The sequence below is a fragment of the Xanthomonas sp. NCPPB 3570 genome, from assembly GCF_056725115.1.
This window is the reverse complement of the sequence record NZ_CM161513.1, coordinates 1,896,144-1,912,688: the sequence shown is the minus strand read 5'-3', so window position 1 is coordinate 1,912,688 and position 16,545 is coordinate 1,896,144. Positions and strand designations below refer to the sequence as shown.

Here is a 16,545-nt window from a genome sequence, read left to right as displayed (position 1 = left end):
GCACCACCAGGAGATGGAGATGTCGCATCGCTCGATCCAGCGGAGACTGACGTGGGGCGCGTTGCTCGCCACGGCAGCCGCCGCGGCGATCGCGCAGCCAGGCGGCTTCGACATCCCGGCCGGGCCGTTAGCGCCGGCACTGAACGCGCTGGCGCGGCAGGCGGGCCTGCAACTGCTGTATCGGCCCGAGCTGGTCCGCGACCTGTCCACCCGCGGGGTGCACGACATCGCCGATCCGCTGCAGGCACTGGACGCGCTGCTGCAGGGCACCGGCCTGCAGGCCCGGCGCGAGGGCAGCGATCTGGTGCTGCGGCGCATGGCCGCGGTCGCCGCACCGGCGCCTGCGCCACCCGCTGCCGCGGCGACGGCGCAACTCGCCACGCTGCAGGTGACCGGCTCGCGCATCCCGCGCGCGCAACTGGAGGGGCCGGCGCCGGTGACGGCGATCGATGCCGGGCAGATCCGCGCCAACGGCTTCCAGCGCCTGCCGGACGTGCTGCGCGCACTGACCCAGAACGACGGCGAGACTCAGAGCCAGCAATCGGCCAGCGGCGCCGACTACACGCCGGGCGCCGAACAGGTGAGCCTGCGCGGGCTGGGCCCGAACCACACCCTGGTACTGATCAACGGCCGTCGCGTGGCCGATTTCCCGCTGCCGTTCAACGGCCGCAGCAACTTCGTCGACGTGGCGAGCATCCCGCTGGCCATGGTCGAGCGCATCGAGGTGCTGAGCGGCAGCGCCTCGGCGATCTACGGCTCCGACGCGATCGCCGGGGTGATCAACATCCTGCTCAAGCGCGACGCCGACGGCACCACCGTGGACGCCCGCGTCGGCCAGAGCAGCCGCGGCGACGCACGCACGCTGCAGGCCAGCCTCACCCACGGCTTCTCCAGCGAGGCGCTGTCCGGCCTGGTCAGCGTCGAGGTGAATCTGCAACAGCCGCTGTGGGCATATCAGCGTGCCCGCCAGGATTCCAGCAGCGACGCCCCCACCGCGCGCGCGGCGGCGCCGCGGCGCGCGTTCCTGCGCACCGATGCCAACGACGTGTATCTCGATCCGGGCGCGGCGGCCTGTGCGCGGCTGGCGTCGCTCAACGATCACGACACCGGCTACAGCGCGCGCGACGGCGAAGGCGGCGGCGGCCTGCCCGGCTACTACTGCGGCAGCCGTCGCGCCATCGGCTACGGCACCGTGCTGCACCGCCGCCGCAGCGTCGATGCCTATGCCACGCTGCACCGCGCGCTGGGCACGCGTGCCGAGTGGTTCGCCGACGTGCAGGTGGGCCAGCAGGACATCGCGCTGATGCGCGACGTACCGGGCTGGGCCTACATGCGCCCGGACGGCAACGAGGAAGGCTATTTCTACAACCGCCGCACCGCCCAGGTGGAGTACTGGAGCCGGCAGTTCGCCCCGGAGGAAATGGGCGGGCTGGACGTGGGCATGGTCCACAACCGGCAGCAGCGGCTCAGCGTGGCCACCGGCGTCGAGGGCGCGCTCGGCAGCGGCGATTGGTCCTACGAGGCGGTGCTGAGCCACTCCCAGGCGCGCCTGCGCACCACCTGGCCGCAGATCGTCGCCGCGCGTGCCAACGCCCTGTTCCTCGGCGAGCAGGTCGGCGTGGACCCGGGCTCGGGCGATCCGATGTTCGATGCCGACCCCGCACGGCTGTACACCGCGCTGACGCCGGCCGAGTACGCCGCGATCGCCGCACGCACCACCTACCGACCGCAAACGCGGATCGACGCGGCCGCGCTGACCCTGCGCCAACCGGCACTGGTCGGCCTGCGCGGCGGCGATGCCGGCCTCGCCCTCACCGCCGAGGTCGGCGCGCAGGCCTACGCCCTGCACCCCGACCCGCTGGCGACCCAGTCCTACTACTACAGCTGGCGCGACGCCGACGGCGCCGGCCAGCGTCGGCGCTGGGCGCTGGCCACGGAACTGCGCCTGCCGCTGCTGGAGCCGCTGACCATCGACAGCGCGGTGCGCTACGACCGCTATGCCTATTCCGGCCGCCAGATCGGCCGTTTCACCTGGAGCAGTGGCCTGGAGTGGCGACCGAGCGACCGCCTGCTGCTGCGCGCCTCGCAGGGCCTGGCGTTCCGCGCGCCCGACCTGCACTACCTGTACGCCGGCGAGGGCATCGACGAAAGCGTGGGCACGGACTATGTCCGTTGCGCCCGCGAAGACGCCGCCGTGGCCGCGGCCGATTGCCGCTTCGACAGCGAACCGCTGCTGCGCCGGCGCCGCGGCAACCTGGACCTGAAGCCGGAGACCAGCCGTTCCTGGACGGCCGGGCTGGTGTGGTCGCCGCGGCAGGGGCTGGACCTGAGCCTGGATTACTTCGCCATCGATCTGCGCGACCAGGTGCAGGATCTGTCCGCCGACCGCGCGCTGCGCGACGAAGCCGACTGCCGCCTGGGCCGCCGCCCGCTCGCCTCGCCCGCCTGCCAGCAGAGCATCGCCCGCGTGGTCCGCAGCGCCGACGGCCGGCTCTACGCCGTCGCGCTCGCACCGATGAACCTGGCGCGCACCACCACCAGCGGCATCGATGCGCTGCTGCACGGGCAACGCGAGACGCGCGTCGGGACGTTCGACGTGTCGCTGGCCTACACCTGGGTCCGCCAGTACCGCACCCAGCTCTACGCCGGCGAGCCGATGCAGGACGCATTCGCGGTAAACAGCGGGGTCGACATGCCGCGCACCAAGGCCAACGCCAGCCTGCGCTGGTCGCGCCAGGCCTGGTCGGCGACCCTGCATGCGCAACGGCTGGGGCGCCTGCCCAGTTGGGAATCGGCCTTCGGCCGCTACGATCCCGGCAGCGGACGATCGCCCTGGATCGGCGCCAGCTACCGCGTCAACGCCACCGTGGAATGCCGGCTCGACGCGCGCAGCACGCTCTCGCTGGCCGCGACCAACCTGCTGGATGCGATGCCGCCACGCGATCGCAGCGCCACGGTGTATCCGTTCTACGACATGTCCTGGTTCGACACCGTCGGCCGCCAGCTGTTCGTGCAGTACACCCGGCGCTTCGGGGCGGCGGCGCCCTAGTCGCGCGGGGCGGCACGGTAGGGAAAGACGCGACTGGCTCGTCTATCTACCGCGACGTCCCCCGCGGGAGACGCTGCCGCGCGCGGCTGCCGGTTCCCGCACCGCCCTGTTCCGGAGCATCCGCTGCATGCAGACCCTGATCCAACGCGGCATGGCCGCCCTCCACCAGGACGACCTCGAGGGCCTGTACACGCTGTGGTCCGGCACCACCGTGCTCAACCATCTGCAGGCGTGCGACCTCGATCTGCTGATGCAGCGCTGCGATGCGCGGATCCAGGCCGCGCCCGGCGAGGCGGCGCCGTGGCGGCTGAAGTGCCTGGTCTACCTGGACCGCAGCGAACACTTCGGCAGCGACCGCGAGCAGGCCTTGCGCACCGTCGCCGCCTGGGCCGAGCGCGCGATCGGCCTGGCCCCGCACAACGCCGAGGCGCATCGCCTGCTCGGCAGCGCGCACTACTGGCTGGACGAACCCGCCGCCGCGATCGACGCCTACCGCACGGCGCATGCGCTGCAGCCACAGGTGGATCTGCAGGTCCGTCTGTTCGAGATGGAAGCGCTGCCTACCGGGCAATCGCCTCAGCTGCTGCAGCTGGATTTCCGCGACCGTCACGCCTGCCACTACTACGGCGCCGGCGTGTCCATCGGCAAATGGAAGCACGCGGGGATGGATCCGGCCGACGCCGGCTACGTCGACGCCGTGCAGTTCGCACTCTACGAGCACGGCACCACGCTGTTTCGGCAGGCGCTGGAGTTGGGCGATGCAGCGACCTGCAACACCGACACCCACAGCTTCGCGATGTGCTGCAACAACCTCGGCCTGCTGTACCTGGACCGCGGGCTGTACGCGCAGGCGCAGGCCATCCTCGAGGAAGGCCTGCGCCACAGCCAGTTCCAGTTCCTGTACCAGAACCTGCGCACGGCCTATCGCCAGCAGGGCATGCACGCCGAGGCGGCGGAGCTGGCGCTGACCCTGATGCTGGACTACGACCTGGATACGCCGCTGTTCCTGGATTGCGCGCAGGCGGCGTGCAGCCATCTCAACCGCGTCGGCCGCCATGCCGACGTGCTGGAAATCGCCGATGCGGCGCAGGAGGCGTTCGAGGCGCTGCCCAACGACGCCCAGGCCGATCCGGACCTGCTGCGCCTGTACGCGCTGGTGCAGGCGCACCACCGCCTCACCGCGGCGCGGGCGCTGGGCCGGCTGCAGCCGCAGCAGGTCGACACCGACCTGTCGCAGGCGGCCGCGCAGGCGAATCCGCACGACCTGGACACGCTGTTCGTGCATGCCAGCGCACTCGGCGAGGCCCGCGCGTACCCGGCCGCGGTCGACGCCTACGGCGCCTTGATCGCCCAGGCCACGCAGCAGCAGGACGCGCAGGCACGCAAGCGCGCGCGGCACGGGCGCGGCTACCTGCTGCTGTACTATCTGCCGGACGCCAAGGCCGCATTGCAGGACTTCCTCGCCGTGCAGCGCGACGGCATGGACGACTTCTACACGCACTACTACCAGGCCAACTGCCATTACGTGCTCAAGGACTATCGCAGCGCACTGCCGGCCTGCGACGCGGCGCGCGCCCTGCTCGACGACGACCTGTTGCAGGCCGACCCCGGCTCGGCGGCGCAGCTGTACATGATGGAAGCCAATTGCCACATGAACCTCGGCGCCTATCCCGCATCGGTCGCCGCCTTCGAGCGCTCGCTGGCGCTGCACGAGCGCGCGGACGTGCGCGAGAGCTACGACCTGGCCCAGCAACTGGCGGCCAAGCCGAAGAAGCGGCTGTTCGGGCTGTTCTCGTGATGGCCGGCGCATGAGCCACGCTTCGCACACTGCCCGCCCGACGGGGCAGTGGCCGCGCGTGTCCTGACCCGGCCGCCGTGTCGCTGCGCCACGCGCTCCTCGGGCTGAGCCTGCTGCTTGGCGGCTGCGCGGCGTCGCCACCGGCACCGCTGGAGCAGCAGGTCTACGTCTGGCAACGGCAGTGGAGCGCCGCGCACGCAGTGGCGCTGGCGCAGACCCGCGCGGACTTCGCAGCGCTGCGCGTGCTGGCGCTGCAGGCGCACCCGCGCGCCGGCTGGGGCCGCGCCGCGGTGGATCTGCGGCAGCTCGCCGCCGATGGCCGCCCGGTGATCGCGGTGGTGCGGCTGGACGGGCAATTGCCGGCACTGGACGCGGCGCGGATCGACACAGAGGTCCTGCAGTTGGTGCGCCGCTGGCGCGCGGCCGGCGTGGCGCTGCGCGGCGTGGAGATCGACCACGATTGCGCCACCGCGCGCCTGCCCGCCTACGCCGTGCTGCTGCGGCAGCTGCGCGGCGCGCTGCCGACCGATCTGGCGCTGAGCATCACCGCCCTGCCCGCCTGGCTGGACAGCCCGGCGCTGGCGCCGCTGTTGCGCACGGTCGACAGTTCGGTGCTGCAGGTGCATGCGGTGGACGCGCCCGCGGCGGGCCTGTTCGATCCGGTGCAGGCGCGACACTCGGCCGACCGCTACGCCCAGCGCAGCGCCAGGCCGTTCTGGCTGGCCCTGCCGGCCTACGGCGTGGCCCTGGTCGACAACGCCGATGCCGATACCGACGCCACGCCGCTGATCGAAAGCGAAGCGCCGCTGTCGGCACGCGGCACGCGCCACGAATTGCGCGTGTCGCCACAGCAGCTGGCCGTCTTCGTCGAGGCGCTGCACGCGCACCGCCCGCCGCACCTGGCCGGCATCGTCTGGTTCCGCCTGCCGCTGCCGGGCGATCGCCGCGCCTGGTCGCTGGCGACGCTGCAGGCGGTGGTGCACGGGCGTCCCTTGCAGGCGGCGGTGCAGGTACACGCCAGCGGCAGCGGCCCGGTCTACGACCTGATCCTGGCCAACCACGGCACCGCCGCGGCTGCGCTGCCGCGGCGCGTGGTCCTGCACGGCAGCACCTGCGAGGCCGGCGACGCCCTGGGCGATTACCGGCTGCACCTGCCGGAGCAGGGGCCCCGCTTCGACCGCACCACCGCTTCCTCGTCCCTGGCCGCCGGCGAACGCCGGGCACTTGGCTGGGTCCGCTGCCGCAGCCTGCACACAGGTGCCATCGATGTCCTGCCGTGATTCCCGGCGCGCCGCCGCGCTCGCCGTCGCGCTGATCCTGCTGCCGCTGGGCCGCGCCCGCGCCTGCGGCCCGGACTTCCCCTACCGTCTGCTCGACGACCGCGCCGGCGCGCTGGCGCAGTTGCCGGAAGGCAGCTTCGCCCGCGAGGTGCAACGCCTGGGTGCGCCGATCGACGGCCTCGGCCGCGCCAGCGCAGCGACCCTGCCGCGCTACTGGGACGCCGGCGCGCAGTTCCCGCAGCAGCGCGATGCCGTCGAACGCACGCAACTGGGCGCTGCGCGGTTCGCCCGGATCGAACACCTCCGCGCGCTGGACGACGCGCAGCGCGTCGAGCGCGAAGGGATCGACCTGCCGCCGGAACTGCGCCTGTACACCGCCGGCGCGGTCGCATTCGCGCAGGGGCATTATCCGCAGGCGGCGGACTATTTCCGCCAGGTGCTGGCCCTGCCCGAAGCGCAGCGCCGCACGCGCAGCACCTGGGCCGCCTACTCGCTGGGGCGCAGCCTGGCGCTGGCCGCCGACGGCGCGTTGGCCGGCGATGCGCTGGCGCAGCGGCAGGCGTACCGACAGCAGGCGCGGCAGGCCTTCCAGCAGACCCGTGCGCTGCGCCTGGCCGGGTTCGACGACCCGCTGGAGCTGGGCATCGCCAGCCTCGGCGAGGAGGCGCGCCTACTGCTCGCCAGCGGCGACTGGAACGGCGCGATCGGTCTGTACGCGGTGCAGGCGGCGCAAGGCTCTGACACCGGCATGAGTTCGCTCAAGCAGGTGGCCGCCGACCTCGCCCGCCGCAGCGATGCCGAACTGGCACCGCTGCTGCAGCAACAGGCGGTGCGACGGCTGCTGATCGCCAAACTGCTCAGCGACACCACCGCGTTCGACCCCGAGACCGGCAGCACCCTGTCCTCGGCGCGCTTCCTGCGCCTGCTCGAACAGGCGCAGCGCGACCCGGTGGAAGATGCCGACCGGCTGGCGGCGTTGGCCTATCGCCAGGGCGATTACCCTGCCACCGCGCGCCTGCTCGCGCATGCCGACGACAGCGGCCTGGCCTGGTGGCTGCGCGCGAAGATGGCGCTGCGCGACGGCGACGCGGCGCGCGCCGCCCAGGCCTATGCGCAGGCATCCCGGCGCTTCCCGCCGAACGAAGACTGGGGCACCCGCCGCAACGGCGACTGGAACAACGAGACGGTCAAACCGCAGTGCCGCATCGAGGGCGAAGCGGCGATCCTGGCCCTGCAACGCGGCAGCTACGTCGACGCGTTCGCACAGCTGTACCGCAGCGGCGACCTCTACTGGGAAGACGCCGCCGCGGTCGCCGAGCGCGTGCTCACCGTGCAGGAACTGCAGGACTACGTGGATCGCCACGTCCCCGCTGCGCCGCCGACCGCCGCAGACGCTGCACCGGAGTACTGGGAGCGGACACCGGCGCTGAAACTGCGCGAACTGCTGGCGCGCCGGCTGATGCGCGACGGCCGCTACGACGCGGCACTACCCTACTTCGCCCAGGCCGAACTGCGCGAGGCGGCACGCCGTTACCGCGATGCACGGCGGCAGGCCGCATCCGCCTGGACCGGCATCGGCCGCGCCGAGGGCCATTACCAGGCCGCCTTGATCGCGCGCCGCCAGGGTATGGAACTGCTGGGCTATGAGTTGGGGCCGGACAACCGGATCTACGCCGGCAACTACGCCGAAGCGACCTCGCACGCACAGCTGCGCCCAGGCGGACTGCTCACCGCCGCCGAAGCGCAGCGCTGGACCGCCACCGCCGCCCTGCCCTACCGCCGCTACCACTACCGCTGGATCGCCGCCGCCCTGGCCGATCGCGCCGCCGACGACCTGCCCGCACGCAGCCAGGCCTACGCCGCGGTGCTGTGCCAGGCCACCGACTGGCTCATCACCCTAGACCCGGCGCAGGCGCGCCGCTCCTACCAGCGCTATGTCGCGCACGGCGCACTCAACCCGGTACCTGGCAAGGCCTATGTGTTCGGCGTGGGCGCCTGCGAGACGCCGGATTTCGAAGGCGCGCGGCGGCGCATGTGGAGCGAGCGCGGTCAGGCCATGCGCCAGTTCGTGCACACGCATCGCGTCGCCCTGGGCGCGGCCGGGCTGGCGCTGCTGACCGCGGCGGCCTGGCTTGTGCGTCGGCGCGTGCGGCGCAAGTCGCGCGAAACGAAGACACAAACGCCGAAGGGCTGAGTCAACCGCCGGGTCGGGCGATAGGCGCCTGCCAGCAGCCGCCCGCCATCACCGACGAAACCGTCAGGCCCGCGCTACACCGCCCTGGCCAATCCCGAATCCCCAATCCCGAATCCCGAGGTAGGGATCGCCCTCCCTCGCTCGTCTCTTCACCAGGAGTTTCCCTTTCGGGCTGGAATCGCGTCGGCGCACGCGGCGCCGGCCGCTCTGCCGTCCTGGACGACCGTTCTCCCGATGCAGCACCGCACCACGCGCGACAAGGACGTCACCGCTCGCGACATGCGCCGCGTGGCGTTCGCGTGCCTGCGTCAGTCCCGCATGCACGCGGTCTGGAGACGGCGCTCAGTTCCAGCAGTACAAGGCCAGGCAGGCGATCACCATCGCAGCCAGGCAGCACAGGCGCACGCTGCGGCTGCGGCTCAGCAGCGCGTGCACGCCCTGCACCAGCAGCAGCGCGGCCAGCACGCACAGGCCGACCAGCCGCCCGTTGCCGCTGTGCTGGAAACTGGCGGAGGACAGCTGCGGATCGGGACCGTCCACCCATGCGTACGGGCTACCGGACACGGCGTACAGCAGCATGCCCAACGCATAGCCGCTCCAGGACAGCACCTGCGCGGTGATCGCCACGGCCTTGCGCGCGCCTGCCATCGCGCGACCTCACTCGCACACGAACAGGGTACCGGCGGCCGGCTCGGTGCCACTGGCACGCAGCGGCCTCGCCTCGCAACGCGCGACGTCGCCGACGCGCCGCAACACCTGCACCAGGCCATCGGGCCCATAGCCGCACACCAGGTAAATACCGTGCGGGTCGGGCGCATCGAAGCGCCAGATCGACACGCCCGCATCACCCGGGCGGCGCGTGTCCTCGTTGCTCGGCACCAGCGCCGCCATTTCGCGCGGCGGCCCGGAATAGACGCCACTGGAGAACAGCCGCAGCGACGGCGCGGCGGCGAATGCGACGCGGGCGTCGGCCGGCAGGTCGGGACTCTGCAATGGCGCTTCGGCCACACGCAGGCGCTCGGGACACTGCAGCGTCTGCCTGGCTGCGGCCGGCACCGCGAACAGCGTGGCGACGAGCAGCGGCAGTGCGCGGCAGGCCGTAGCGGAAATATCCTTCAGAACCATCGCGTGCTCCTGGTCGACTGCGGCATCAAGACCGGCCAGGGCGTCCCTCCTGGCCTTCCACTCCCGGCGCTCCCCGCAAACATGGCGAGCCAGCTCGGCGGAGCCGCGCCTACGGTGCCCACGCCATCGCCAAAGGTCAACGCGCCACCACCACGCCCGACCGGCGCGGTCGCGCGCGTCGACGCTCCCGCATTCCCCCACCCCAACCACCCGAAGAAGAGAACCCCGATGCACAGCACGACCCACGACTACAGCCAGTACAGCCCGAAATGGCAGTTCCGCTTTACCTTCTACGACACCTACGGCGAACCCAAGTCGGCAAGCTTCAAGGAGGCGATGAAGGCGCTGCCGTTCAAGGAGAAGCTGCGCCTCAACATGAACTGGTTCGCCTTCTTCTTCGGCTTCATCTACCTGTTCGTGATCGGGCTGTGGCGCAAGGCGTTGATGCTGCTCGCCATCTCGCTGTGCTGCGGCATCGTGCTGACCTTCCTGCCGGACGCGGCCACCCGGGCCTTCGGCATCGCCTACTCGATCCTGGTCGGCATGACCGCCAACTACGCCTACTATCTGGACAGGGTGAAGGGCAGCACCAGTTGGAACCCGTTCGAAGGCATCCGCTGGTAACCGCCCGCTCGCGCAACGCCCAGCACACGCAGCGTCCGCCGCCGCCACGGCGGCGGACCCATCATTCCCTCGCCACCCAGGCCCGCGCCCAGGCAGCCCTTCCCTCCGCCTGTGCGACCCGTTCGTCGCGCACAGGCATCGCAACGAAGGAGCCGCCTGATGTCGCCCATGTCCTACCGCCCGGCGTTCGCGCGCCGCACCCGCCGCGTCGCACCGCTGGCCGCCGCCATCGCCGTCCTTGTCACGGCCGGCCCGCACGCCGCGCATGCGCAAGACGCCACCACCCTGCCCACCGTGCGCGTCAGCGAGCGCAGCGATCCCGGCACACGCAGCAGCACCGCCACCAAGACCGACACCAGCCTGCTGGAAACGCCGCAGTCGCTGTCGGTGATCGACGACGCGCGCATGCAGGCCCAGGGCGCACAGACGCTCAAGGACGCGCTGAGCTATACGCCCGGCGTGATCCCCACCCGCTACGGCACCGACTCGCGCTACGACTGGATCTCGCTGCGCGGCTTCGATGCCTATGCGCCCGGCTTCTACCTGGACGGCATGCCGCTGCGCAACAACGGCAACTGGGGCATCTGGCCGATCGAACGCTATGGCGCCGAGCGCATCGAGGTGCTGCGCGGCCCGGCCTCGGTGCTGTACGGACAGAGCGGCCCGGGCGGGCTGGTCAACGCGATCAGCAAGCGGCCGACCGCCGAACCACTGCACGAGCTGCAGGTGCAATTCGGCGATCACCAGCGCCGGCAACTCGCCGGCGACCTGTCCGGGCCGCTCAGCGAGGACGGCAGCGTGCTGTACCGCCTCACCGCCCTGGCGCGCGAGGCGGAACTGCCGGCCGGCGGCATGCGCGACGACCGCCGCTTCCTGGCCCCGGCGCTGACCTGGGCGCCCAGCGCGGCCACCCGCCTCACCCTGCTCTCGCAACTCGGCCGCACCCGCGCCGGCGTGTACCTGCGCATGCGGCCGGCGGTGGGATCGCTGGTGCCGACCGCGATCGGCACCTATCTCCCCAGCCGCCTGTTCGAAAGCGACCCGACCTACAACCGCTTCGACCTGGACACGGCGATGCTCGCCGCGCTGTTCGAACACCGCGTCAACGACGTGCTGCGCCTGCGCCAGAACGCGCGCTACGGCCGCCTGAAGGTGGACTACCGCAGCGTGCAGGGGCGCGGTTTCGTCATCGACGACCCCGCCGATCCGCTGGACCCGGCCAACTTCGCCCGACTGCGCCGCACCGCCTCGGACAGCAGGGAAACGGTGCACGCGCTGAACCTGGACAACCAGCTCGAGCTGCGCCTGCACGCCGGCGCCGTGCAGCACACGCTGCTGTTCGGCCTGGACTACCAACGCACGCGCATCGACCAGGTCAGCCACAGCGGCGGCGCCACCACACCGCTGGACATCCGCCACCCGGTCTACGGCGACCCGGTGCGAATGCCCGCGCCGTGGTACGACGGCATCGCCACGGTGAGCCAGACCGGCCTGTACGTGCAGGACCAGGTGCGCTGGCGCGAGCGCTGGCTGCTCACCCTCGGCGCCCGCTACGACCGCGCCGACAGCCGGCTCGACAGCCGCCTGGACGGCAGCCGCAGCGACATCGCCGAACGCAAGGCCAGCAAGCGCGCCGGCCTCACCTACGTGGCCGCGAACGGCTGGGCACCGTACCTGAGCTACAGCGAATCGTTCGTGCCGACCGCCACGCGCGACCCGCTGAGCGGCCGCGCGTTCCGCCCGGAAAGCGGGCGCCAGTACGAAGCCGGCCTGCGTTTCCAGCCCGACGGCGGCACCCAGTCGTACAGCGCCGCCGTGTTCGACCTGCGCCGGCGCAACTACCTGACCTACGACCCGGACTACGTCCCGCGCCAGACCGGCGAGACCCTGGTCCGCGGCCTGGAACTGGAGGCGACGCTGCACCCGCTGCCGCGTCTGCAACTGATCGGCTCCTACAGCTACACGCCGACGGTGCACGTCACCACCAGCAGCAATCCAGACGAACTGGGCAAGCCGCTGTCGGCGGTCTCGCGCCATGCCGCCGCGCTGTGGGGCGACTACCGCTTCGACAGCGGCATCCGCGTCGGCCTGGGCGCGCGCTACACCGGCGCCAATCGCGGCGACCTGGACGCCGCGCGCGCCGAGGTGCCGGCATTCACCCTGCTCGACGCACTGCTCGGCTACGACCGCGACCGCTGGAGCCTGGCCTTGAACGTGCACAACCTCGCCGACAGGACCTACCTCAGCAACTGCGACGCCTACGACAACTGTTACTACGGCGAGCAGCGTCGCGTGACGGCCACGGCGACGTATCGCTGGTGAGGAGGCGCCGGCGCAATGGCGGGAGGCGCCGTCACGCACGCGATTCGCGCCGGTCGCTCCCGCGCGCATGATCGGTCCGAGGACGTTCGCTCGTTTTGGCGAAGCACGCGGATCGATGCGACGACGAAACGATGCACGCATGACGCAACGCAAAAGGGCCGCAGAAAGCGGCCCTTTTGCGTTGCATCGAACTGGAGGCCTGGGTCGGAATTGAACCGGCGTACGCGGATTTGCAGTCCGCTGCATAACCACTCTGCCACCAGGCCGGTGGACTGACGTCTTGCCGCAACGCCCATGGCGGCCGACAAAAACAAAGCCCCGCTGCCGGGGCCATGGCGCGGGAATCGGACAATGCCTTACGGCTTTCGTCCAACACGTTGATTCAAAAGATGTTTTTGAATCAGCCCGACGCACAACGGACTGCATTGTGTACCAAGCTCCCCGGCTTGGCAACCCTGCGCTGCGCGTGCTCAGCGTTTGCGAAGAGCGCACTGCGGACACTACGACACGCGCGTGCCGCCCCACGACGACTGGAATGCCCACCACAGCGCCATGCCGGTGGCAGTAGACAAGCGCGGCATCGCACGCCGCCGCGCGCGATCGGCGTTCTGCCGCGCTCTAGCATGGCGCCACACCCAACCGAGGCATCGCCATGAACCGATGGACACGCTGGAGCAGCACTGCGCTGTGCCTGGCCGCGAGCGCCACCGCCACCGCCACCGCGCAGACCTGCACGCTGCAGTCGCAGACCGTGGACCTGCCGCTGGTCTCCAAGGCCACGCCCAAATTCGCCTATCAGGTGCGCGTGCAGCTCGGCAGCGATGCCGATGGCCGCAGCAACGGCAGCCAGGTGCTGGAAGTCGATACCGGCTCCACCGGCGTGGTGGTGCCGCTGAGCGACGCGCTGCGCAGCGCCTGGGACGCTTCGAACACGCCTGGACACATCTTCTACTCGAGCGACAGCAAGTACCATCCCGGCAAGTACGTGGACGTGCCGATGCGGCTCGGCGTCTCCGCCGACGGCAAGAGCGCCGCGGCGCGCGTGGATCGCATCACCGTGCTGGCGGCGCAGTGCACCTGCGATGTCGCCAGCATCGCCCAACCACCCAAGCCGCTGGCGCAGGTACCCGCCACCTGCGCCGGCTACAACGGCAGCCCCGCGTTGAGCAGCACCACGCAGGTGCTGCGCGACTGCAGCACCATTTCGCCGGGCTTCGGCATGATGGGCGTGGGCTACGACCGCGGCGTCGACGCCGCGCGCAATCCGTTTCTCAACCTGGCGCAGATGCGCGCGCAGCGCATGAGCCCCGGCTACATCGTCGGCGCCAAGAGCATCACCCTGGGCGTCAGCAAGCGGGCATTGACCGGTTTCGCCCTGGTGCCGCTGCAGCGCGGTGCGGCTACCGCCACCGCGCCCAGCGACTGGCAGGCGCCCACCGCCTGCGCCAGCTTCCCCGACAGCGGCAGCGACTACCGCGTCTGCGGCAAACTACTACCCGACACCGGCGTGTCCTACATGATGCTCAATCCTGTGGTGCCGCCCGCTACGCCGGCCAGCCTGCAACAGACCGTGCAACTGGCCGGCCATGCCACGCGCGTGGTGCCGGATGCCACCCAACTGCGACTCGATGTCGTCGACGCCAAAGGACAGCCGGTGTTCGGCTACGGCTTCGCGGTCGGCGACGGCAAGGCGGCGACCCCGGACAGCGTGCAGTGGCGCGGACCGCTGAAGACGCCGCCGGGGCACATCAACAGCGGCCGCCACCTGCTCGCCGCGGGCGACTATGCCTACGACGCCGCCTGCGGACATGCTGGATTCCACGCGGTCTCCCCCGCGCCCTGAGTCGGCGCAGGCATGCGGGTGTCGTCTGCGCGATGGCGCACGTCCGCACGGCGTCGCCACCGCTGGCGCGCGAGGTGCAGCAGCACTGGGTGGCACTGCTGCGCCTGCGCATCGCCGGTCATCGGTGGCCGGCGATGCGCTCGCTGCAGCAAGGCGCGTGGCTGCGCACGAACAAGCGGCGCGACACGCGCGACGCGCTAGCGCGCTGCGGTCGTACCGCCCGACTGCGCCTGGGCCGTGTCGTAGATCGTCTTGGCGCCGGTGAAGGTCGGCTGCACGTCTTCGTTCTTGCCGTCCAGACCATGATCGTTGTCGAGCCGCCAGCTGAACATGCCGCGCAGTCCGTGCTGCAAAGCGTAATTGGTCCAGGCGGCGGTGTCCTCGAGCGAGGTCTGCACATCGCCATTCTCGGTGGCCACACCGCCCATCAGGATGCCGGCGCTGACTCCGGCATCGAGCCACACCTGCGCATCCTGCGGCGTGCCCAGCGAGGAATAATCCTGCAACTCCGCGGCATCGACGTACTGATTGAATGCCGCCACCGCACCCTCGCCATACAGGCCGTCCGGACCATCGCCGGGCCATGGCACCGACACCGCGATACCCAGCCCCGCCGCCTTGAAGCTGGCGCTGAGCTGGCCGACCAGCTCAACGACGAACGGCATGCCACCGCCTTCGGCGTCGATGCTGATCCCAGCGAGACCGTGCTGTTGCAGGTAGGTCACGATATTGGCCGTGGAACGGTTGGCGTTGTTGCGGTTGTCGGCCGCCGTCTCGGCCAGTCCGGTGTCGCCCACACCGGCATAGATCACCGCCGTCGGCGCCTGCGCCTTGATCTGGGCGAGATTCTGCATGGCGAATTGCTGGTCCAGATCCAGCGTGTAGCCGCTGGCGGCCGGCACGAAGCTGCCGAACGCCAGGTTGTAACGGCTAGCATAGCCGAGCGGGACCTTGCCCTGCGCAAGATTGTCGGCACCCGTGGCGTTCCATGTGTCGTACCAGGTCGCGATCTCGAAGGTCATCGGTAGCTCCTGAAGTGGCAGGTGAGTGGACGGCATCGCTTCGCGCGGCGCCTGACCGTCGATGCCGGCGCGCGCGTTGCCCGCACACCCTGGCCGGGCCAACTGCCGCTGCACGGTCTGCAAGCCGCCATCGACGCTACCGCAGGCTGCCGTCACGGCGGTCGACACAATCCGGATCCGGAACCGCCATTCCGGTCGCCAGTGCAAGGGCGCCAGCATTCGCGCGCCACCGACCAGGCGAATGGCGGGAAGAGGCACCGTCGTCGGCACACGCAACTGGACGCAAGAGAACCGCTCGCGCCAGGTGGCGCGACATGCGCCCCAATGACAGCGACAGGCAGCACGGCGGCTGCAACAGCGGCAGACGATGGCAGCGCTGTCCAGGCGAAACGTTGCACACGACGCCGCACCGTCGGCAGCGGGCAAGGCCCCACTCGCAATGCGCAAGGGTCGCGCCGCGTGCACGTGCCCACCCACCATCGCAGCGCATCGCCCAAAACGAAAACAGGACCCGAAGGTCCTGTTTTCATGATCTGGAGCGGGAAACGAGACTCGAACTCGCGACCTCAACCTTGGCAAGGTTGCGCTCTACCAACTGAGCTATTCCCGCTTGAGGCCGCGAATTCTACCGGGACCACGCAGCCTGTCAACCGTTGCCTTCGATTTTTTTCGCGTTCTTTTCCGCCACCGCCGCGCGCTCGTCGTCGCGCAGGCTCGGCCAGGCCGCATGCAGGTACTGGATGCCCGACAACAGGGTCAGGATCGCCGCGATGGCCAGGGTCCAGTCGCCGACGTGGAAGACGAACAGGCCCATCCACACACTCTCCGGCGGCGAGCCGTCTGGCATCACCGAGTACAGCAGGCACAGCAGCGCCACCATCTGCGCGGTGGTCTTGATCTTGCCGATCATCGCCACGCGCACCTTGGCGCGCTGGCCGATCTCGGCCATCCACTCGCGCAGCGCCGACACCGCGATCTCGCGGCCGACGATCACCGCCGCCCAGAACGCCATCCACGGCGTCGGGTGGCCCTGCACGATCAGGAACAGCGCCACCGCCACCATCAGCTTGTCCGCCACCGGATCCAGGAACGCACCGAACGCGGAGTACTGGTGGTAGCGCCGCGCCACCCAGCCATCCAGCCAGTCGGTGAACGCGGCCAGGCCGAAGATCGCCGCCGAGGCGAAGTTGGTCCAGGTGTACGGCAGATAGAACACCAGCACCAGCACGGGGATCATCACGATCCGCAGCAGCGTGAGCCAGGTGGGGATGGTCAACTTCATTGCGCT

At 70.7% G+C, this 16,545-nt stretch carries 11 protein-coding genes and 2 tRNA genes; 7 read left to right on the top strand and 6 right to left on the bottom strand.

Features of this window, described 5'->3' with window-relative positions; translation table 11 throughout:
- Window positions 1-19: 19 nt before the first annotated feature.
- The 4 genes from AC1PLR_RS08395 (at window position 20) to AC1PLR_RS08380 (ending at window position 8,321) form a co-directional block, all read left to right on the top strand.
- A complete protein-coding gene (locus AC1PLR_RS08395; RefSeq protein WP_481103249.1) occupies window positions 20-3,049 on the top strand; it encodes a TonB-dependent receptor domain-containing protein in 3,030 nt (1,009 codons plus the stop codon).
- Between the two features lie 127 nt (window positions 3,050-3,176).
- A complete protein-coding gene (locus AC1PLR_RS08390; RefSeq protein WP_481103248.1) occupies window positions 3,177-4,847 on the top strand; it encodes a tetratricopeptide repeat protein in 1,671 nt (556 codons plus the stop codon).
- 77 nt (window positions 4,848-4,924) lie between these two features.
- Window positions 4,925-6,127: a DUF3142 domain-containing protein gene (locus tag AC1PLR_RS08385; RefSeq protein WP_481103247.1), complete on the top strand. Its 1,203-nt coding sequence runs from the start codon at window positions 4,925-4,927 to the stop codon at window positions 6,125-6,127.
- The gene (locus AC1PLR_RS08380; protein ID WP_481103246.1) at window positions 6,114-8,321 is read left to right on the top strand and encodes a hypothetical protein; all 2,208 of its coding nucleotides are present in this window, start codon (window positions 6,114-6,116) and stop codon (window positions 8,319-8,321) included. The genes AC1PLR_RS08385 and AC1PLR_RS08380 overlap by 14 nt, the downstream gene beginning before the upstream one ends.
- Before the next feature lie 342 nt (window positions 8,322-8,663).
- Here AC1PLR_RS08380 and AC1PLR_RS08375 read toward each other — a convergent pair whose 3' ends face one another.
- Both AC1PLR_RS08375 and AC1PLR_RS08370 read right to left on the bottom strand, forming a co-directional pair.
- Window positions 8,664-8,969, bottom strand: coding sequence for a hypothetical protein (locus AC1PLR_RS08375; RefSeq protein ID WP_481103245.1), 306 nt, complete (start codon window positions 8,967-8,969; stop codon window positions 8,664-8,666).
- Between the two features lie 9 nt (window positions 8,970-8,978).
- Window positions 8,979-9,446: an STY0301 family protein gene (locus AC1PLR_RS08370; protein WP_481103244.1), complete on the bottom strand. Its 468-nt coding sequence runs from the start codon at window positions 9,444-9,446 to the stop codon at window positions 8,979-8,981.
- A gap of 228 nt (window positions 9,447-9,674) precedes the next feature.
- On the opposite strand from AC1PLR_RS08370, the gene AC1PLR_RS08365 reads away from it, so the two are divergent.
- Window positions 9,675-10,070: a DUF2628 domain-containing protein gene (locus AC1PLR_RS08365; protein ID WP_371182565.1), complete on the top strand. Its 396-nt coding sequence runs from the start codon at window positions 9,675-9,677 to the stop codon at window positions 10,068-10,070.
- 159 nt (window positions 10,071-10,229) lie between these two features.
- Complete coding sequence (locus AC1PLR_RS08360; RefSeq protein WP_481103243.1) at window positions 10,230-12,392, top strand: TonB-dependent siderophore receptor; 2,163 nt, start codon at window positions 10,230-10,232, stop codon at window positions 12,390-12,392.
- Window positions 12,393-12,584: 192 nt separating this feature from the next.
- Here AC1PLR_RS08360 and AC1PLR_RS08355 read toward each other — a convergent pair.
- Window positions 12,585-12,658 (bottom strand) — tRNA-Cys (locus tag AC1PLR_RS08355).
- A gap of 386 nt (window positions 12,659-13,044) precedes the next feature.
- Between AC1PLR_RS08355 and AC1PLR_RS08350 the strand changes: the two genes are divergently transcribed.
- Window positions 13,045-14,235 carry a hypothetical protein gene (locus AC1PLR_RS08350; RefSeq protein WP_481103242.1) on the top strand — a complete coding sequence of 397 codons (1,191 nt, stop codon included), beginning with the start codon at window positions 13,045-13,047 and terminating at the stop codon, window positions 14,233-14,235.
- Window positions 14,236-14,432: 197 nt separating this feature from the next.
- Here AC1PLR_RS08350 and AC1PLR_RS08345 read toward each other — a convergent pair whose 3' ends face one another.
- The 3 genes from AC1PLR_RS08345 to pgsA form a co-directional block, all read right to left on the bottom strand.
- Complete coding sequence (locus AC1PLR_RS08345; RefSeq protein ID WP_481103241.1) at window positions 14,433-15,425, bottom strand: glycoside hydrolase family 18 protein; 993 nt, start codon at window positions 15,423-15,425, stop codon at window positions 14,433-14,435.
- Window positions 15,426-15,791: 366 nt separating this feature from the next.
- Window positions 15,792-15,867, bottom strand: a tRNA-Gly gene (locus tag AC1PLR_RS08340).
- A gap of 36 nt (window positions 15,868-15,903) precedes the next feature.
- On the bottom strand, window positions 15,904-16,539 hold the full coding sequence (gene pgsA, locus AC1PLR_RS08335; protein WP_010342633.1) for a CDP-diacylglycerol--glycerol-3-phosphate 3-phosphatidyltransferase: 636 nt from the start codon (window positions 16,537-16,539) through the stop codon (window positions 15,904-15,906).
- Window positions 16,540-16,545: the final 6 nt, after the last annotated feature.